Source organism: Shewanella sp. MF05956 (assembly GCF_059758055.1).
In genome coordinates, this window is the sequence record NZ_JCAYNV010000013.1 from 101,430 (window position 1) to 121,313 (window position 19,884).

Annotated in this window: 19 protein-coding genes; 9 read left to right on the forward strand and 10 right to left on the reverse strand. The window is 43.2% G+C overall.

All coding sequences use genetic code 11. The annotated features are described in order from the left end of the window. Window positions 1-3: 3 nt before the first annotated feature. The 8 genes from rnd to yoaA form a co-directional block, all read right to left on the reverse strand. Complete coding sequence (gene rnd, locus AC19MX_RS15150) at window positions 4-1,116, reverse strand: ribonuclease D (protein WP_432399584.1); 1,113 nt, start codon at window positions 1,114-1,116, stop codon at window positions 4-6. A gap of 73 nt (window positions 1,117-1,189) precedes the next feature. Then, complete coding sequence (fadD, locus tag AC19MX_RS15155; protein WP_432399586.1) at window positions 1,190-2,863, reverse strand: long-chain-fatty-acid--CoA ligase FadD; 1,674 nt, start codon at window positions 2,861-2,863, stop codon at window positions 1,190-1,192. 213 nt (window positions 2,864-3,076) lie between these two features. Then, on the reverse strand, window positions 3,077-3,964 hold the full coding sequence (locus AC19MX_RS15160) for an alpha/beta fold hydrolase (protein ID WP_498299122.1): 888 nt from the start codon (window positions 3,962-3,964) through the stop codon (window positions 3,077-3,079). A gap of 204 nt (window positions 3,965-4,168) precedes the next feature. Beyond that, on the reverse strand, window positions 4,169-5,032 hold the full coding sequence (locus AC19MX_RS15165) for a class I SAM-dependent methyltransferase (RefSeq protein WP_498299123.1): 864 nt from the start codon (window positions 5,030-5,032) through the stop codon (window positions 4,169-4,171). Beyond that, window positions 5,029-5,703, reverse strand: coding sequence for a M50 family metallopeptidase (locus tag AC19MX_RS15170; RefSeq protein ID WP_432399589.1), 675 nt, complete (start codon window positions 5,701-5,703; stop codon window positions 5,029-5,031). The genes AC19MX_RS15165 and AC19MX_RS15170 overlap by 4 nt, the downstream gene beginning before the upstream one ends. Next, complete coding sequence (locus tag AC19MX_RS15175; RefSeq protein WP_498299124.1) at window positions 5,696-6,025, reverse strand: hypothetical protein; 330 nt, start codon at window positions 6,023-6,025, stop codon at window positions 5,696-5,698. Before AC19MX_RS15175 ends, AC19MX_RS15170 begins: the two co-directional genes overlap by 8 nt. Before the next feature lie 64 nt (window positions 6,026-6,089). After that, entirely contained in the window at window positions 6,090-6,791 is a 702-nt protein-coding gene (gene tsaB / locus AC19MX_RS15180) for a tRNA (adenosine(37)-N6)-threonylcarbamoyltransferase complex dimerization subunit type 1 TsaB (protein WP_498299125.1), read from the reverse strand. Between the two features lie 72 nt (window positions 6,792-6,863). Further along, window positions 6,864-8,789, reverse strand: coding sequence for a DNA repair helicase YoaA (gene yoaA / locus AC19MX_RS15185; protein ID WP_498299126.1), 1,926 nt, complete (start codon window positions 8,787-8,789; stop codon window positions 6,864-6,866). 290 nt (window positions 8,790-9,079) lie between these two features. Between yoaA and AC19MX_RS15190 the strand changes: the two genes are divergently transcribed. Then, the gene (locus AC19MX_RS15190; RefSeq protein WP_498299127.1) at window positions 9,080-9,637 is read left to right on the forward strand and encodes a DUF1569 domain-containing protein; all 558 of its coding nucleotides are present in this window, start codon (window positions 9,080-9,082) and stop codon (window positions 9,635-9,637) included. A gap of 90 nt (window positions 9,638-9,727) precedes the next feature. Here the strand turns inward: AC19MX_RS15190 and AC19MX_RS15195 are convergent, their stop codons facing one another. Next, window positions 9,728-10,084, reverse strand: coding sequence for a Fis family transcriptional regulator (locus tag AC19MX_RS15195; RefSeq protein ID WP_498299128.1), 357 nt, complete (start codon window positions 10,082-10,084; stop codon window positions 9,728-9,730). Between the two features lie 183 nt (window positions 10,085-10,267). Between AC19MX_RS15195 and AC19MX_RS15200 the strand changes: the two genes are divergently transcribed. Next, window positions 10,268-11,611, forward strand: a complete 1,344-nt coding sequence (locus AC19MX_RS15200; protein WP_498299129.1) for a hypothetical protein — start codon at window positions 10,268-10,270, stop codon at window positions 11,609-11,611. A 155-nt stretch (window positions 11,612-11,766) separates the two neighbouring features. Here the strand turns inward: AC19MX_RS15200 and AC19MX_RS15205 are convergent, their stop codons facing one another. Further along, window positions 11,767-12,636 (reverse strand): PAS domain S-box protein, encoded by an 870-nt coding sequence (locus tag AC19MX_RS15205; protein ID WP_498299130.1) that lies wholly within the window; start codon window positions 12,634-12,636, stop codon window positions 11,767-11,769. A 688-nt stretch (window positions 12,637-13,324) separates the two neighbouring features. On the opposite strand from AC19MX_RS15205, the gene hisG reads away from it, so the two are divergent. The 7 genes from hisG (at window position 13,325) to hisF (ending at window position 19,883) form a co-directional block, all read left to right on the forward strand. After that, entirely contained in the window at window positions 13,325-14,224 is a 900-nt protein-coding gene (gene hisG, locus AC19MX_RS15210; protein ID WP_498299131.1) for an ATP phosphoribosyltransferase, read from the forward strand. Between the two features lie 5 nt (window positions 14,225-14,229). Then, window positions 14,230-15,519, forward strand: coding sequence for a histidinol dehydrogenase (gene hisD, locus AC19MX_RS15215; RefSeq protein WP_498299132.1), 1,290 nt, complete (start codon window positions 14,230-14,232; stop codon window positions 15,517-15,519). 30 nt (window positions 15,520-15,549) lie between these two features. Then, window positions 15,550-16,611 carry a histidinol-phosphate transaminase gene (hisC, locus tag AC19MX_RS15220; RefSeq protein ID WP_498299133.1) on the forward strand — a complete coding sequence of 354 codons (1,062 nt, stop codon included), beginning with the start codon at window positions 15,550-15,552 and terminating at the stop codon, window positions 16,609-16,611. A 61-nt stretch (window positions 16,612-16,672) separates the two neighbouring features. Beyond that, the gene (hisB, locus tag AC19MX_RS15225) at window positions 16,673-17,740 is read left to right on the forward strand and encodes a bifunctional histidinol-phosphatase/imidazoleglycerol-phosphate dehydratase HisB (protein ID WP_498299134.1); all 1,068 of its coding nucleotides are present in this window, start codon (window positions 16,673-16,675) and stop codon (window positions 17,738-17,740) included. A 9-nt stretch (window positions 17,741-17,749) separates the two neighbouring features. Continuing rightward, window positions 17,750-18,394, forward strand: a complete 645-nt coding sequence (hisH, locus tag AC19MX_RS15230) for an imidazole glycerol phosphate synthase subunit HisH (protein WP_498299135.1) — start codon at window positions 17,750-17,752, stop codon at window positions 18,392-18,394. Then, a complete protein-coding gene (gene hisA, locus AC19MX_RS15235; protein WP_498299136.1) occupies window positions 18,391-19,128 on the forward strand; it encodes a 1-(5-phosphoribosyl)-5-[(5-phosphoribosylamino)methylideneamino]imidazole-4-carboxamide isomerase in 738 nt (245 codons plus the stop codon). The genes hisH and hisA overlap by 4 nt, the downstream gene beginning before the upstream one ends. After that, window positions 19,110-19,883: an imidazole glycerol phosphate synthase subunit HisF gene (hisF, locus tag AC19MX_RS15240; protein ID WP_498299137.1), complete on the forward strand. Its 774-nt coding sequence runs from the start codon at window positions 19,110-19,112 to the stop codon at window positions 19,881-19,883. The genes hisA and hisF overlap by 19 nt, the downstream gene beginning before the upstream one ends. Window position 19,884 lies beyond the last annotated feature (1 nt).

Sequence of the window (19,884 nt, forward strand, 5' to 3'; positions counted from 1 at the left end):
CACTTAGCTAAACTGAATATCCGCCAGTAAGTCACCGATTAACTGCCCTCTCCAACCGCACAATAATAACGGTGTAGGTGTTTGCTTTTTATGATAAAGCCATAATAAATATTCATGAATATGGCGTTTTGAACCGACAAACTCTAACGACACTTGTTCGCGCTCACACAATTCAGTTAAGCGGGTTTTAAGGTCTTTAAATGCAGACTTGTAACCTGATTTTAAAGCGACTATATCAACCTCTTCAGGCAGATTAGTTAAATCGGCCGTGGCCATCACCGCTAATAAATCTTTGCCATGAATCCGTTTTTCTTGCTCTGTTAAATCGGTTAAACGACTTAATTCGGCAAGGGTTGTCGGCTGCTTTTTAGCAAGAGCAATGAGCGCATGGTCTTTAACCACAAAACCCAATGCCAAATTACGGTTAACCGCTTTGCTTAAACGCCATTTCGCCAGTACTTTTAAATACGCAAGTTGTTGGCCATTAAGTTGAAATGCATTTTTGACTTTGAGGTAAATGCTGTCACCGTCGGGCAGCGTCATTCTGCCCTCAGTCATGCGTTGGCCTTCTTCAAACAACCAGGCTTCGCGTTGATTTTCAATTAGTTTTTGCTGTAATTGCGGATACAACTTATACAAATAATACACATCATTGGCAGCATACTGTAACTGAGCATCGGTTAATGGTCGCTTCATCCAATCTGTTCTGGATTCGCCCTTATCCACTTCAACTTGTAAACATGCTTCAACCAGTTTGGCATAGCCTAAACCATGGCCAAACCCTGCCAGGCTTGCCGCGATTTGACTATCAAATAACGGACTCGGCTGACATTCGCCATAATGGGCAAACACTTCGAGATCTTCACTGCATGAATGCACTAATTTAACGATATTAGGGTTAGTCAGGAGTTGCCAAAACGGGCTGAGATCAGTAATCGCTACAGGATCAATCAAGGCTAACGTATTACCATCATAGGCTTGAATAAGCCCTAACTTTGCATAATAAGTACGGGTGCGGACAAACTCAGTATCAAGTACCAATAAGGTACTTTGTTGGTATTGCTCAACTAATGACAAAAGGCTCGCATCATCACTGATATATTCAAACGTTAACAAAATAAGCTCCGCTAAAAAATACAAATGGGGAAAGGCACCAATAAAAAAGCCGGCTCAATTGCCGGCTAGTATTTTATGCTTTCTTCACTTCGTCTCGAAGTTGTCGGCGTAAAATTTTACCCACATTCGTTTTTGGTAATTCGTCCCTAAATTCTACCAGCTTAGGCACTTTATATCCCGTTAAATGATGTCGGCAATGTTTAATTAGCTCTTCTTCAGTAAGCGACTTGTCTTTGGCGACCACGAAAATTTTAACCAATTCACCACTGGCTTCATGCGGTACACCAACGGCGGCGACTTCAATCACCTTAGGATGCATAGCAACAACTTCTTCCACTTCATTAGGGAATACGTTAAAACCAGACACTAAAATCATGTCTTTTTTACGGTCAACAATGAAGAAAAAGCCTTTTTCGTCCATATAACCGATATCACCGGTTGCGAGCCAGCCATCTTTATCAATGACTTTTGATGTCTCTTCAGGACGCTGCCAGTACCCTTGCATAATCTGTGGGCCTTTTGCATGTAGCTCACCGGTTTCGCCTTGGGCCAAGACTTTTGAGTCATCATCACGGATTTGGATCAATGTTGATGGCGCTGGAAAACCAATAGATCCGTTATAACCTTCTAAATTATAAGGACAACACGTTACCAATGGCGATGCTTCTGTTAAGCCGTAACCTTCTAATAAGCGAGTTTTGGTAATTTTTTGCCATTTATCAGCCACTGCACGTTGTACCGCCATGCCGCCGCCAATGGAAAACTTAAGCCCAGAAAAATCTAACTTATTAAATTCTTCATTGTTCACTAGCGCATTAAATAAGGTGTTAACCCCAGTAAGTGCTGTAAATGGGTATTTTTTTAACTCGCCTACAAACGCCGGAATATCGCGTGGGTTAGTTATTAATAAATTTTTGCTGCCTTTATGTAAAAACAATAAGCAGTTAACAGTTAAGGCAAAAATATGATAAAGCGGCAGTGCGGTGACCACAAACTCAACACCGTCTTCCAGCGCTGGCGAATAGGCGCCATTAGCTTGCAATACATTACTCACCACGTTTTTATGGCTTAACATCGCCCCTTTAGAGACGCCAGTTGTTCCGCCGGTGTATTGTAAAAACGCTAAATCATCGCCATTAATAGCCGCTTTAATGTACTGTAGACGACGACCTTTTGTTAGCGCATCACGAAATGACAATGCGTGAGGCAAATGGTATTTAGGTACCATTCTTTTAATGTATTTCACCACAAAATTAACCAGTGTACGTTTAGGTGCACTGAGCTGATCGCCAAGACTGGTAATAATAACCGACTCAACTGGCGTTTGGTCAACGACTTCTTCAAGGGTGTTGGCAAAGTTTGAAACAACCACAATGGCTTTTGCGCCAGAGTCGATAAGCTGATGCTTTAACTCACGAGGGGTATACAGTGGGTTAACGTTAACCACCACCATGCCTGCGCGTAAAATACCAAATAAAGCAATAGGATATTGCAATAAGTTCGGCATCATAATAGCGACACGATCACCTTTATTTAAATGCAGATCATTTTGTAAGTAGGCTGCAAATGCGCGGCTGCGTTCTTCAAGCTTACGATAGGTCATTGTGGCACCCATGTTGATAAATGCAGCTTGATCGGCATATTTAGCCACTGAATCTTCAAACATATGTACTAACGAACTATATTGAGATGGGTCTATTTCGGCCGGAACATGTTCAGGCAGGTGATTAATCCAAGGCTGGTCCACAGGTGTCTCCTAATAATTCCACTGTGCTAAGACGTGCATTCCCCGTCAGTGGTAAACTTTATAGCACTGCGTATCATTAATATTGTTATCGCAGGCTTTTTTATATTACCTGTAATGATAATTGTAGTGACAAAAATCATACAAGTGTTTTAATTTTTGATCATAATCACATAAATACATTCAAAATAACAGCGATTTTAGCTGTCTAAACCACTAATTTAGAATAAAAGCTCCAATCGTTTCTGCGACGAGGTTTGCATTACCCATATGTAGGTGATGATCGCCTGCTAATGTTACCATTTTAATGTTGCTAAACCAGGTATTTGCATGCTGGTCTGTTAAGGTGAGTTGTTTGAAACCGTCTTGGGCACCAATAAAGAGTGTTTGCGTGTCACTAGTGGACATTAATCCATCTACTTGTTCAAACGTAAAACGATTTAATGAATCAAGCTTTAATCTTGGGTCGCTTCGCCAAGCACATTTACCATCGATCAATTGCATATTTCGTTTCGTGATCAGCTCACACCAAGGCAATGCAAGCCCAGTCAATTGATGGCGAGCTTGAACGGCCACATCCATCGACGAATACGTTGGTATTGGCCGTGATAATTGGCGGTTAAAACGCTGCTGTTGCAGTAAACCTTTACGAAGTCGAGTCTTAGCATGCTCTGCAGATTCATATAAAGGCGCGAGTGCTTCAATCAAAATCAGCTTATCCACATTTTCCCCCATACAGGCATTATATGCAGAGGCAATAATGCCACCCAGCGAATGTCCTATGAGTGTTATAGGCTGCCCTTCGATTGATATAGCTTGAATAACAGCTTGTAAATCATAGATATAATCAATCCAATGTAATGGATAGCGTCCTGGGCGATGTTCAGATAATCCGTGGCCAGGCAAGTCAATACAGATCAGTTGATGCGACTCAAATAATCCATGTTGTTCAAATACATTGGCTAACGGAATAAAGCTGTCGACGTTATCTAACCAACCGTGTAGAGCCAAAATAATGGGTTTATCGGCTTGTCCATAGCGCTTTGCGGCAATGTTGATATGCGCCAATGGCAATTGAAATTCGGTTGAATGGAGTGTCAACATGATTGGCTCACCTTTTATAACTGTAAAACGCATTGAGTGGAGATACACAATAAAAACACAACGCGCATCATCGACATGTACAAACCACTACATGATAATCAATGGGATAAGAAAGACTTCGCGGAATGGTATTACTCATAAAAATAACACACGGCGTATTCGCCGTGTGTTATTAAAAAGAACTGATTAACTGACTCTAATAGCTTACTTAGCAGCAGTTTTGGTGAACTTAAGCGTCATACGATCGCTTTCACCTATATCAATATACTTTTGCTTATCTTGATCGCCCATGGCTAAACGCGGTGGCAGTGTCCACACGCCTTTTGGATAATTTTTGCTGTCTTTTGGGTTAGCATTGATTTCAGAACTTGCTGTAAGTTCAAAACCGTATTTATGGGCTAACTCAACCATTTGATTTTGATCCATATAGCCGCTTTCAGCTGCCATACCGATGTTTGCACGATGCTCAACAACGCCAAATGACCCACCCACTTTGAGTACATCATGTGCGGCTTTAAACACGCCTTCCAACTCGCCTTTCATTGCCCAGTTGTGCAGGTTGCGGAATGTCAGTACGTGATCGGCAGAGTTATCTTTACCCAACGAAAATTTAGTTGGTGGATCTAACGTCACAAATTGCACATTGCCAACGCTGGCTTTGTTGTCGCTGACCCATTTTTCAAACTTTACTCCAGCAGATTGATAATAAGCACTTTGTTTAGTGTCTGTAGCCGGTTTTGTTTCAAAGTTAGCCGCGACGTATTGGCCCTTTTCGGCTAAATATGGGGCTAATATTTCAGCATACCAACCACCGCCTGGCCACAACTCGATGACGGTTTGTTCTGGTTTAATATCAAAAAACGCAAGCGTTTCTGCAGGGTGACGATAATTATCACGTAACTTATTTTCTGAAGAACGAAACTCACTTGCAACGGCTTTGGCTAATGCAGCATTAATTTGCGGCATCGCCTCTTGTTTAACAGGAACAGCATCAGCGGCAAGCACTGAAGTGGTAAATCCAAGGCTCGAAAAACCAATTAAGGCGCCTAACATCATGTTACGTTTCATTTAATAACTCCCTTTTTGTAATCTACTTTCTGCCAACATAACCACAGCATAAAACCACTGAATAATAGCCATGTCATTACCCATAACCAAGCTGGGATCCAGGTCAACTGCGCTAACATCACCGCATCGCCTTGACCGCTTAACCCGAATAACACCATAGGGCTTGCCATGGCATTTAAAATTATCATAAGTCCTAATATACGCAGTAAGGTGTTTAACACACTACTGTTTTTTAATTTAAGTGGTAACAAAAATACAATGGCTAGTACGATCAATATGGCAATAGTGAGTAAATCGCGTGCCCAGAAAACTAATGATGCCGCTACCGTGAGTCCGAGTAAGCTGAGCGTAAAGCGGATGATGCTTTTTTTAGTGGCCAATAAAAAAATCACATAGCCCCATAACGCGGCACCAAAATAACCAGCATAGGCAATAAAAATACTGCTGCCACCTTGGCTAAAACACAGACCGGCGCCATTAGGAAACAATTGAATATGACTCACCATGCCACCGGTTAATAATGTGGCAATACCATGGGATAACTCATGAAAGTAGCTTTCAAGCCACTTGAAAGGAATCGAAATATACGGGAATCGTGTCAGTAAAAAAGCCACCAGCAGCTCAAACATAAAGCGGCTGCGACTCGGCGTTGCAGATAAACCACTAGGCATATAAGTCGATACCGACCATTTGTTGAATTTCTTCGCGTTTTGCTGAGTGTTGAGTCGACAAGTATTGCGCTATAGCACCGCGTTGACTGTTTGTGTCACGGTCATACTCTACACGCGCTTGTTGTTTTGCCGATAAGGTTACATCATCAACAATGGCAACCTGTTGGCTTTCAAAATGTTGCGCGTCAACTTCGGCGGCAACAGGATTAACAATAATAGGGTCGCGGGCCGGCGTAATCGGGCGATTTCCGGCAACAGCTTGGCTCAGGCTAACAGGGCCCGATTGATTATTCGCCATAGAAAGTGCTGCATTAATCGTCATTAACGATACCGTTTACCTAATTGTCGTGATGTTTGTTAAATATAAGTCAAAATATCGCCAAAGGCTATTCTCGGCCAGGAAGTTTTTTCCACGTCACAGTATCACGTAAATAAACCGGTGCGAGTTCATCAACCGTTGTGTGTAAATTTTGCTGATATCCTTGCTGCGCTAATATCAACATGTATTTTGCATCTGGATAAGTCACTGCAGTGCATAACGTAATATGCACAGCCAAGGTCAAGAGTTGTGGATAGGCCTGAAAACCAGTACCACACGCGTGAATAGCGTGTTCACTATCAAGTAGCAATTCGACAGCTTCTGGCGCACTAACATGCTCTTCACCCACTAATGTTGCAATACCCTCTTTGGCAATAAATTGGCCCCAGTACACTTCATTCATACGGGCATCAATACTGCACAATACTTGAGTGGCGCCCGCTTCGGTAATGGCAGCCTGTGCCATTGCCGCGAGTGTAGAAATACCAATAACAGGCAAATCTAAACCAAGCGCTAAGCCTTGAGTCATACTGGTGCAAATTCTGATACCTGTAAAACTGCCCGGTCCACGGCCATAAGCGATTAAGTCAACATCTGCTAGTGCAACTTGAGCTTGATCTAATACGTCATCAACCATGGGCAATAGGCGCTGGCTATGTTCACGAGGTGCATCAGCGATAAGCGAAAAGACCTGGTCATTGACAGTTAACGCAGCAGAACAAGTTTCGGTACAGGTATCAAGCGCGAGGATGGTTAACGGCTTAGGCATTATGATGGGTTATCCAGTAAAAAACTTCAAATAAGCTCAATATGATAACTGATACAGGCCGTTTTAAAAAGCTTAGGGGATCTGTTTTAAAAATTGTAAGGCACGGTCTAAATCACGGGTGCGGTGCATCGGGGGCAGTGAGTTAATAAAAGCCTGGCCATAAGCGCGATTAACAATACGGTTGTCGCACAAAATCAACACGCCACGGTCTTTCTCGTCACGAATAAGTCGCCCTACGCCCTGCTTTAAACTAATCACCGCTTGGGGTAATGATATGTGGCTAAACGGATCTAATCCCTGACGTTCCGCATTGGCTGCGCGCGCTTTATATAAGGCATCATCAGGCGATATAAAGGGTAATTTATCAATGATGACACAACTTAATAGCTTACCTCGAACATCGACCCCTTCCCAAAAGCTACTGGTACCAAGCAATACTGCATTGCCTAGCTGTCTAAACTTATTGAGTAAGCTTTGTTTGCTCGCCTGCCCTTGAACCAACAGAGGATAGGTTGTACGACCTTGCAGTGCTGAAGCAACTTGCTCAAGCATATGGTGACTGGTGAACAAAATAAACGTTCTGCCCTGCGCAGCATTAATCGCTTGAACACACACATCGACTAACTGCTTTACCGTGTGTTGAGACTGGCCTACTTTACCTAAGTGCCTGGGTACACAAAACATCGCTTGGTTTGGGTAATCAAATGGACTGTCTAAGATAATCTGTTTAGCTGATACCAAGCCTAGCTCTGTGGCAAAATGCCCTAAACTGCGGTTGACTTGGAGGGTTGCAGAGGTAAAAATCCAGCGGGTGTTATCATCAAATAATTGCTGGCATTGCTTTGCCACATTTATCGGACTTAATCTGAGCATCACAAATCGTGCACCCAATTCAACGCTATACGCCGCTTGCAGATCTTTGCATTCAAAATAGTCTTGCAGCTTTTGTGCAAGTTCGTGCAATTGCTCAAAGGCCAAATCAAGTTGGTCATCGCGGCCAAGATGATGTGTCATCACGTTTGTCAGATCGGCCACAGCTTGCTGCAATGCCCATGACACAGTCGCTAACGGCTTATTAGCTAACACTTTTCGCCAATCTGACACTTGATTGTCGTGCATAGCATTGTGCCATTCACTGAGTGCGACTAAGCCACGTTGGGCTAATTGCTCTATTTGAATGCTGTCGCGAATGACCGTTTTATGCAGCTTAATAATACCGTTGAGTAAGGTGTCTATTTCGCGGCTTGATATATGACTGCCAAAATAGTTAATGCAAATGTCTGGGACCAAATGTGCCTCATCGAAAATCACCACATCAGGATCAGGCAACAATTCGGCAAAGCCAGTATCTTTAAGGAGCCTATCAGCAAAAAATAAGTGATGGTTAACCACCACGACTTTGGCTTCCATTGCACGTAATCGCGCTTTACGCGTAAAGCACACATCGTAATGCTCACATTTTTTCCCGGTACAGCTTTCTTTGGTGCTTACCACACTTGGGATAACTTCAGAATGCTCTGCAACTGAGGTTAAATTGCCAATATCACCATCTTTGCTTAAATGGGCCCATTGATTAATTTTAAGTAAATCATCAATGTAGTAGTCGCTATGCTGACTGGCATGTTGCATTTGTGATGCTAGTCGTAACTGACACAAATAGTTATTACGCCCTTTAAGCAATGCAATGGGCACATGTACATCTAACATGGTGAGTAAGGCGGGTAAGTCTTTTAAAAACAGCTGTTCTTGCAAATTTTTACTGCCCGTACTGATCACCACTTGCTTGCCACTGAGCAATGCCGGGATTAAATAAGCAAAGGTCTTGCCCACACCAGTACCGGCCTCAAGGATAAGGTTATGTTTTTGACTAATAGCCTCACTCACCGTAACTGCCATATCGGTTTGGCTTTGACGGTTATGATAGTTGTGCACATTTTTAGCTAACGCGCCGTGTTCGCTAAATTGGTGAATAACGGTTTGAGTGAGTCTTGAGCTCAAAATATCCTCAAAGGATGCATTACAGTAAGGTTTAATGGACGGGTATTATGCTTATAACGGTTGCATCTTCCAACCACTAATCATCAATTTATACTTTATGCATAAGTAATGTGAATACGATAAATGAGTCATTGGAATTGCTGAATATCAATATCGCACTACTGCAGCATTTTCGATTTCATGTCTTAGTGTTACGCCACATACCCAATGTTAATGGTCATAACGTTTGTGAGATAGTGTATGCTCAAAAATATGCGACACTCAGCCGTCATGATTAACAAGGATACTCGATGCAGCGTAGACAATTTTTAAAAGTGGGCATGATAGGTACTTTTGTCGGTGTTAGTGGTGCGAGTGCGGTTTGGTTAAGCCAAGGCGTCGATGCAAAATACCTTACTATTGAAGCATTATTATCTAAGCTGCAACAATTTGCTGCACTTCCTGTTGCGGAACTCGCGGGCTTGAGTCTAGGTCAGTGGAATAGTGCGCAAGTATTCACACATTGTGCCCAAAGCGTTGAGTTTTCAATGAGTGGATTTCCTCAGCACAAATCAGCAATATTTAAACACACAATAGGTGCGTTAGCATTTTCAGCTTTTGCCACAAAAGGCGCAATGACTCACAACCTTACAGAAGCCATCCCTGCTGCACCAACGCTTGAACCGTTCGTTAATGCTCATCAAGCATTAGCTCGGTTAATAACATCTTTGCATGATTTTTCGCAATATCAAGGACAATTAGCGCCGCACTTTGCTTATGGCGAACTCACTAAACAAGATTATGAATTAGCTCATGTACTGCATTTTTATAACCATCTAGACAACTTCAAGCAACTGAGTAAGGGATAATTCATCTCAATTGACATACTCATAAAATGACACTTATTAGCGGTACTTATTTTAGAGCTAGTGATTAGTGGCAGTGATTAGCGGCACTGATTAATGATACTGATTGGCACCGCTCAAACGTAATGCCCAATTGCCATGGTGTTGTGCGCATGCAGCTTCGGTATCAAACTGGACATGTTGCTCGATATTATTGAGCACAATACCATCTTTAGCCAAAGTGCCTTTAATTAACTGAAGTAATTCAAGTTTATGGCCGTTATGGTTAAATTGAGTAAGAAGTGCCTCGGTGTCAAACACACACACAATGCGTAAACTTTTAGGGAATGTATTGAAGTCAACGGTGTGTGTTAACCATTCAAATCCCGCATATGCAGCCAAAGCATGATCGCAAACTTCAGTGAGTGATTGCCTAAGTTGGTTATCTATTTTCTTATCTGTTTTACGCATAATGTTCCGTTAGTCACCTTATATACCCAATCATATAGCATGCAGAAGTGCGTACCCGGATTCACCATAAAAGGCTTTTCCATTTTGCCAACCTGGGATTTTAACATTTCATTGCAATCTAAATTGCATCATAATAACGTAAACCTCATGAAATCTTTAAATACAGCTTAAGGAAAAGCAATAATGAAATGGTTAATCGTGGTCGTCATCAGTTGGAGTATCGGTTTTGTCAGTTACCCACTGCTTTGGCCTAGCGACTCTCACAATACCACGAGCAGTACCAATGTTTTAAACCAAAGCACGGTAGTACAGCATACATCTTCAGCATCATCAAACCATACATCGCCACAACAGTCTCAACTCATCGAGCAAAAACAGTTTGATCGTGACGCGCTAAAAGCATCATTAAATACCGATGAAACGCCGTATATGTCGATTTTCAAAATCATGCAGCTCGCAGAACAAGATCCTTTAGAAGCCCTACTCATTGCTCAAGAAACTCAACATGAAGACTTATACGGCTTTATCTTAGAGATTGCCGGCAAAAAACAATTTTCGAACGTGATTTCATGGCTTGAACAACAAAAAAGTACAGAGCTATACGAATCGTTACTCGACAGCTACTTACGCGGCTTAGCCTCTGTTAACCCACAACAAGCATTAAGCGATGTAGAACTGTTAGCAGTAGAACCAATGAGATCGTCTATTGTGATGTCGATTGTCGATTCATGGGCCAGTACCGATGCTATCAGCGCATTTGAATGGTTAAAACAACAACCTGAAACTCAATCGACCTTAAAAATGTATCTGAATACCATGTACTACTACATTGAGCAGTCTCCCAATGAAGCGGCAAATTTAATCTCATCATTACCGTTGAATGAATCAACCAATTATTTGGTAACCTCGATGGTCTATCAGTTAGTTGAAAAAAATATTCAAGATGCTGTCGACTGGTTAGAGGGTATTTCGTCTGAACAACGCGCTAGCGGTGTGTTTATTATTTCACGTAAAATGGCTGAAACCGATGCCGAAGCGGCATTAGTGTTTTTAAATAATCAAAAACAAGCCTACGATTTAAATCAAGACTATTTCAACAGTGCATTAGCTGAAATCGCCAGCGTTGAACCCAACATGATGCTCGCCAGAATAGATAATTACGATGCCAATGTGCAGCGAGATATTATTATAAATGCCAGTTATGCCCTAGCTGAACATTCTGAATCGAGCTTTTTACAGGTGGTAGAAATGCTATCTGATGACAATAAAGACATTGCCTACCGTCAACGGGCAAATCAACTTAGCCAAAGCGATCCTCAACAAGCCTTTAATGTCGCAGAGAAAATTAACGACTCAGCCTCACGAGAAGAATCTATCGTCAGCACAGTGAATGTGTGGAGTGGATTTGATAAACGCGCAGCACTGAGTGCCATTGATAATTCAACGCAATTAACGGCAAGTCAAAAAGCAGACATAAGCAGTCAAATACAGTTACAGCTCACCTCATCGAATATCATATATCCATAACAAGATTTGGTGATAAACAATATTGAGACTAACGACACACTTAATTAGCAACAAATTTTCTAGCGAGAGTTTTACTGGCGAGAATAGGGTTAGCGAGGATATGATCCGTAAAGTTACATTAAAAATACGTTATTAATGTTACCAATAACGTATTTCTATTGAATTTCAATGCGGTTGCCGCCCGCATTTTTGGCTTTGTACATGGCATTATCTGCATGTTTGAGTAATTGATGCTCGTTTTCACCGTGTTCTGGATAGCGCGCCACACCAATACTGGGTGAGAGCTGTAAATTATGCTGTTCGAGTTGGTATGGCCGTTCAAGCTCTGCACGAATAGTTTCAGCAATAAGCAATACATCAGTTAATAAATCAATTCCATTGAGCACTACAACAAACTCATCACCGCCAAAACGCCCTACCGTGTCAGAATGTCGCACGCAATCACTTAAACGTTGAGCAATACACTTTAACAGTTTGTCGCCGATGAGGTGGCCATAGTTGTCATTCACATGTTTAAAGCCATCAATGTCGATAAACAATAAAGACAGGTGGGAGACTTCGCGACGCGCTAAACCAAGAGAGACTTGTAAACGGTCAAAAAACAATGCCCTGTTAGGCAAGTCGGTTAATGGGTCGTGTCCGGCACTATAATGAAGCTGTTGTTCCATCAGTTTTCGCTCAGTAATATCATGAGCAATGGCGATGCGAAATTGGTGGTCTTCAGACCAACGCGCAGACCATAAAACGTGGATGATACTACCGTCTTTACGGATCCAACGATTTTCAAACCGAGGCAGAAGGTTGCCATTCAATAAACCGGCAACCACATTTAATGTCACTTCACCATCGTCCGGGTAAACATGATCAATCATAGGTTTGCCGATGACTTCGTCTGGAGAATAACCAAAAATATCTTCAAATGCGGCACTGACAAAGACAAAATCGCCTTTTTTGTTTACCACACAAACAGCATCTAACATCAGATCCATCACATCTTTAAGTGCCACTAAATCAAAGGTCTTCATGCATACACACCTCGGGTAACGCTTTATATTATGAAAGGATAATACACCCTAGCCTGTAAGGCGAATCAATAATGCTGAGGGTATACGCAACATTACACGTATGATGGGCTGACTTAAACTGAGCCGGTAGGCCGTTATATCACAAGAGTCAAACCCCATGATGGCATGACATAATATTAGCACTCGTAATATCTTGCGTAATATCTTGCGTAATATTAACTGCATTATTGCCAACAGCAATTAACATCACGGCGTTCAAATTTTATCCTTAATTGGACCGAATTGATCGCCAATAAGCAACAAAGCATAACTTATGCAAAAAATCTGGTAATAAAATGACATTAATGCTTTATCCACTATTGCAAACAAACATAAATGCGGTTAAGTTAATTGCAAGTCGATTTACACGACATTGAATGAGTGAATAAATCCTCATTTAAACTGATTAGTTAATACAGCATTAAGAGAACAATTATGAACATCCAAGTGACTACAATCCATCATCATCACCATATGCGGTAGCCTTCGGATGCTTACTGCCGAAGGACGTTATCCTTCTGGTGGTGAACATATTTTCACATAAACCCCTGGAAGGAATTTCAGGGGTTTTTTGTTTTCTATCGTTTTATTTTTATTTAAGCTTTTAAATTTACAACATTTTATATTTAACACATTAAGGAAGTATCACATGAGCCAATCTACACGTTTACGCATCGCCATTCAGAAATCAGGCCGTTTATCAAAAGAGTCTCAACAGCTACTTAAAAGTTGTGGTGTAAAATTCAACGTCAACGAACAACGCCTTATTGCTCACGCAGACAATATGCCAATCGACTTATTACGCGTACGTGATGATGATATTCCAGGCTTAGTGATGGACGGTGTTGTTGACCTCGGTATTATTGGTGAAAACGTACTTGAAGAAGAACAACTTGAACGCCAACTAGCCAACAAGCCGGCTGAGTTTACAAAATTGCGTGAGTTAGATTTCGGTTCATGCCGTTTATCACTTGCTGTGCCTAATGAGTTTAAATACCAAGACGCGAACTCGCTTGAAGGCCTTCGTATTGCAACCTCTTACCCAAATCTGCTGCGTCGTTTTATGCAAGAAAAAGGCATTAACTACAGCGACTGTATGTTAAAAGGTTCTGTAGAAGTCGCGCCTCGTGCAGGTTTATCTGATGGCATTTGTGATTTAGTGTCAACCGGTGCAACGCTTGAGGCAAACGGTTTGTACGAAACTGAAGTCATTTACCGCTCAATGGCATGTATTATCCAGTCTAACAAAACTCAATCGACTGAAAAACAAGCACTCATTAATAAAATTTTATCGCGTATTAATGGTGTTATTCGTGCCCGCGAAAGTAAGTATATTTTATTACACGCGCCACTAGAAACCTTAGATCAAATCGTTGCCCTACTTCCAGGTGCTGAAAACCCAACAGTATTGCCATTAAATGATGATACCAATCGTGTGGCTATTCACGTGGTAAGCACAGAAGATTTATTCTGGGACACGATGGAAGAGTTAACCGCACTGGGTGCAAGTTCAATTCTTGTGATGCCAATTGAAAAAATGATGGGGTAACACAGATGCAAATTCTCGATTGGGCGTCTTTATCTTCTACTGAGCAGCAACAAACGTTAGCGCGTTCGCCATTAATCGGTGACGTCAGTGTTGAGCAAGGTGTGCGCGATATTATTGAACAAGTTAGCAGCCAAGGCGACGCGGCGTTAATCAATTTTAACAAGCGTTTCGATGGCGTTGAACTGACCGAGCTCGCGTTAACGGCTGAGCAAATCAGTGCGGCATGTGCCCGTGTCAGTGACGATGTAAAGCAAGCTGTAGCACAAGCTGTTGCCAACATTGAGACATTCCATAACGCCCAAGTGTTTAATGGTGTCGATATTGAAACCCAACCGGGAGTGCGTTGTGAGCTTCGAAGTGAGCCAATTGAACGCGTTGGTTTATATATTCCAGGTGGTACAGCGCCACTGATTTCGACCGTGATGATGCTAGCGTTACCCGCAAAAATCGCCGGCTGTGAAAAGCGCATTTTAGTGAGTCCACCGCCCATTAATGATGCGATTATTTATGCCGCTAATGTGTGCGGGATAACCGATATATTCCAGGTTGGTGGTGCCCAAGCCATTGCTGCACTAGCATTTGGTACCGAATCTGTGCCAAACGTCGATAAAATTTTTGGCCCAGGAAATCGATATGTCACCGAAGCCAAACGTTTGGTGTCGCAAGACAATCGTGTCAGCGTGTCGATAGATATGCCAGCTGGCCCCTCTGAAGTGTTGGTCATTGCCGACAAAGATGCCAATCCAGCATTCGTGGCCTCTGATTTATTATCACAAGCAGAGCATGGCGTCGATTCACAAGTCATGTTAGTGACTGACTCAGTTGATTTAGCAAAAGCGGTTAACCAAGCGTTAACTGAACAACTTGCGCAGTTGAGCCGTAAAGACATTGCCGCAACCGCACTTGAATGCAGCCGCAGTATTGTTGTCAGTGACATGGGCGAAGCGGCTAAAGTGTCCAACTTATATGGCCCAGAGCATTTGATTATTCAAACCAATGCGCCACGTGATGTGCTTAAACAAATACGCGGTGCAGGCTCTGTATTCTTAGGCGCTTATACACCAGAGTCGGTAGGTGATTATGCCAGTGGTACCAACCACGTGCTGCCTACTTATGGTTATAGCCGCTCAGTATCAAGCTTGTCTTTAGCCGACTTTAGCCGTCGCTTTACAGTGCAAGAGTTGAGCGTGCAAGGGTTACAAACCTTAGGTCAAAGCGTCATGGTACTTGCTGAAAATGAATTGTTAGATGCGCATAAAAATGCCATTGCGGTTCGTTTAGCCAGCCTACAATAATGATAATTTAGTGAATTAGAGAACATAGCCATGAGCCAAAACACCGCAGCGCCTTTTGACCCAAAACAGTTGGCCAGACCCGAATTACTTCAGTTAACGCCATACCAAAGCGCCAGACGTATCGGCGGGCGTGGCGATATTTGGATCAATGCCAACGAATCACCGTTTAATAATAGTGATTTAGATAAGGTGAACCGTTACCCAGAATGCCAACCTCCTGAGCTGATTAATGCATACAGTCACTATTCAGGCGTAAAGGCCAGTAACATTGTTGCCAGTCGCGGCGCAGATGAAGCCATTGAACTGTTAATCCGCACCTTTTGTACGCCCGGTGTCGACAGTATTGCCTGTTTTGGTCCCACTTATGGCATGTACGCCATTAGCGCAGCCACGTTTAACGTTGGGGTAACCGCATTAAGTTTAACCGATGATTACCAGCTGCCACAGGCATGGCCAACTCAAATTGGCGCCGCTAAAATCGTGTTTATTTGTAACCCAAATAACCCAACGGGTACGGTGATATCAAAAGAAAACATTGAGCAAGCCATTCAAGCTGCGCCCAATGCTATCGTAGTGGTTGATGAAGCCTATATTGAGTTTTGCCCACAATACAGCGTGGCAGACTTACTTGGCACCTACCCTAACCTTGTGGTATTGCGCACGTTATCTAAAGCTTTTGCATTGGCCGGCGCACGTTGTGGTTTTATGTTAGCCAATGATGCCATTATCGATTTAGTGATGTTAGTGATTGCACCTTATCCCGTGCCATTACCCGTGTCTGAATTGGCAACTAAAGCATTAAGCCCACAGGGCATCGACACCATGCAAACTCAAGTGGCCAGTTTGGTTGAACAAGGTCAACGGTTAAGTGCAGCATTAAGTTCATTTGGCGCTAACGTTCTGCCGGCAAACGGTAACTATGTATTAGCCAAGTTTGACGATGTTGCCAGCGTAGCTGAGCGGTTACGTGAGGCAGGTATTGTCGCCCGTGCATATAAAGATCCTCGCTTAGCTGATGCTATCCGCTTTAGCTTTACCAACGAGCAACAAACCAATGCCATTGTTGCGTTGTTTGACGGCTCAGCGGCATAAACCCATTTAAAACTTGTAAAATTTAATTATAAAAATTACACCCTATTGTTAAGGTAGTCACATGAAACAGAACATATTATTCATCGACCGCGATGGCACGTTAGTAGAAGAGCCTGCAATCGACAAGCAATTAGACCGCTTAGAAAAATTGGTTTTTGAGCCGCAAGTGATTCCAGCATTACTCAAGCTACAAAAAGCGGGTTTTCGCTTAGTGATGGTGAGTAATCAAGACGGGTTAGGCACGCCTTCATTTCCAAAAGAAGACTTTGATGCCCCGCACGATATGATGATGCAAATCTTTGCCAGCCAGGGTGTTAAGTTTGACGATGTGGTGATTTGCCCACACTTTAATGACGAAAATTGCAGTTGTCGCAAGCCAAAACTTGGCCTGGTGAAAGACTACTTAACTCAAGGTAAAGTTGATTTTACCACCTCTGCCGTAATTGGCGATCGTGACACTGACGTTGAGCTTGCCAATGCCATGGGCATTAAAAGCTTTAAATACGACCGCCAAAGCCTTAACTGGGATGACATTGCAAATGCCCTATTGAGCAAAGGCCGTATCGCGACGGTAGTGCGCACCACCAAAGAAACCGACATCACTGTCACCATTGACTTAGACAGTCAAACCAAAGGTTCAATTGAAACCGGTATCGGCTTTTTTGACCACATGCTTGACCAAATTCAAACCCACGGCAATTTCAAAATGGACGTCCACGTCGACGGCGATTTAGAAATTGATGATCACCACAGCGTCGAAGACACCGCGCTTGCCATTGGTGATGCTATCCGCCAGGCACTCGGCGACAAACGGGGTATTGCTCGCTTTGGTTTTAGCTTACCAATGGATGAAGCCAGCGGCGAATGTTTAATGGACATTTCTGGTCGTCCATTCATTAAATTCACGGCTGATTTTGACCGTGAAATGGTCGGCGAAATGGCCACTGAAATGGTACCGCATTTCTTCCGCTCATTTGCAGACGGTCTTCGTTGCACACTGCACATTGGCTCAACGGGTGATAACGACCACCACAAAGTGGAAGCACTATTTAAAGTATTAGGCCGTACACTTCGCCAAGCGGTGAAGGTCGAAGGCGACATACTGCCATCAAGCAAAGGCGTGCTGTAAGGAGCTAATGTGACACAACAATCTGTTTCTTCAAGCAATGACCTCACAGTGATTATCGACACGGGCTGCGCCAATTTAAGCTCTGTACGATTCGCTTTTGAACGTCTTAACGCCAATGTCGTTGTCAGTGCTGACTTTGATGTTATTCGCAGCGCTGCGCGCGTAGTGCTGCCTGGTGTGGGCACCGCCGGCGCCGCAATGGATGCACTAAAGCAAAAAAACTTAATCGAGTTGATTAAAAGTTTAACTCAGCCGGTCATGGGTGTGTGTCTTGGCATGCAAATGCTTGCCAGTTTATCAAATGAGCATGGCGGGCGTAGCGAGCAAGATATTACCTGTTTAGGCCTAGTACCGACTGACATTGGCGATCTTGACAGCAAAGGCTTGCCATTACCGCACATGGGCTGGAACCAAATAGACGTTGGCGACCACCCATTATTTAGTGGGATTGAAAATGGCAGTTATGTTTACTTTGTGCACAGCTACCGCGCGCCCATCAGTGAATACACCTTAGCCAGCAGCACTTATGGCGAATCATTTAGTGCCGCCATTGGTAAAGGTAACTTTTTTGGGGTCCAATTCCACCCAGAAAAGAGCGCTAAAGTCGGTGCTCAAATTTTACAAAACTTTCTAAATATGGGGACACCACAGTGATTATTCCTGCCATAGATTTAATTGACGGCCAAGTGGTGCGCCTATACCAGGGCGACTACGACAAACAAACCACCTTTGACTTAAGCCCGCTTGCACAATTGCAGTCTTATCAAGCACAAGGTGCTACGTTACTGCACATTGTTGACCTCACTGGCGCAAAAGATCCCAACAAACGTCAAACCCAGCTGATCAGCGAATTAGCAGCAGGACTCAATGTTGATATTCAAGTTGGAGGCGGTATTCGCAGTGAAGAACAAGTCGCAGAACTGCTTAATATTGGTGTTAAACGCGTGGTAATTGGCTCACTAGCCGTTAAAGAACCTGAACTGGTTAAAAGCTGGTTTATAAAATACGGCAGCGATGCCATTTGTTTAGCGCTTGATGTCAATATTAATGACGCAGGCGAAAAAATTGTCGCGGTATCAGGCTGGCAATCAGGTGGCGGTAAGTCATTGGAATCATTAGTCGCGGAGTTTGAAACCGTTGGTTTAAAGCATGCCCTCGTCACTGACATCAGCCGTGATGGCACCTTAACCGGCGCCAATACCGAGCTTTATACAGAGCTGGCAGCTGCTTACCCTCACATTCTGTGGCAAGCCTCTGGCGGTATCGCCACTCTCGACAATGTTGCCGCTGTTCGCGACAGCAAAGCATCGGGCATTATTATCGGCAAAGCCTTGCTGATTAATCAATTTACCGTTGAGGAGGCAATACAATGCTGGCCAAACGCATAGTTCCTTGTCTTGACGTTCGTGAAGGTAAAGTGGTTAAAGGCGTACAATTTCGCAACCACGAAATTGTCGGTGACATCGTTCCCCTCGCCGCCCGTTATGCCGAAGAAGGTGCAGATGAGTTGGTGTTTTATGACATTACCGCCAGTGCCCACGATCGGGTAATCGATAAATCCTGGGTGAGCCGCGTCGCGGAGCAAATAGATATTCCCTTTTGTGTAGCCGGTGGTATTAAAACCATTGAACAGGCACGGGAAAAATTGGCCTTTGGTGCCGACAAAATATCAATCAATTCACCCGCATTAACCGATCCAAGCTTGATCTCGCGCTTGCAAGATGAGTTTGGTCGTCAGTGTATTGTGATTGGAATTGACTCATACTACGACGAAGCAACCGATAGCTATAAAGTCAAACAGTTTACTGGCGATGAAGCCGCGACCAAAGACACCCAATGGTATACTCAAGACTGGGTTGAAGAAGTACAAAAACGTGGTTGTGGTGAAATCGTGCTTAACGTGATGAACCAAGACGGCGTACGTGGCGGTTACGACATAAAACAACTCAGCATGATACGCGCTATTTGTGATGTGCCGTTAATTGCCTCTGGTGGCGCTGGCACCATGGAACACTTTAAAACCGTATTTGAACAGGCCAAAGTTGATGCTGCATTAGCCGCAAGCGTATTTCATAAAGGCATTATTGATATTGGTGAGTTAAAGCAATACTTACACGCCAATAACATCGCCATTCGTTTATAAC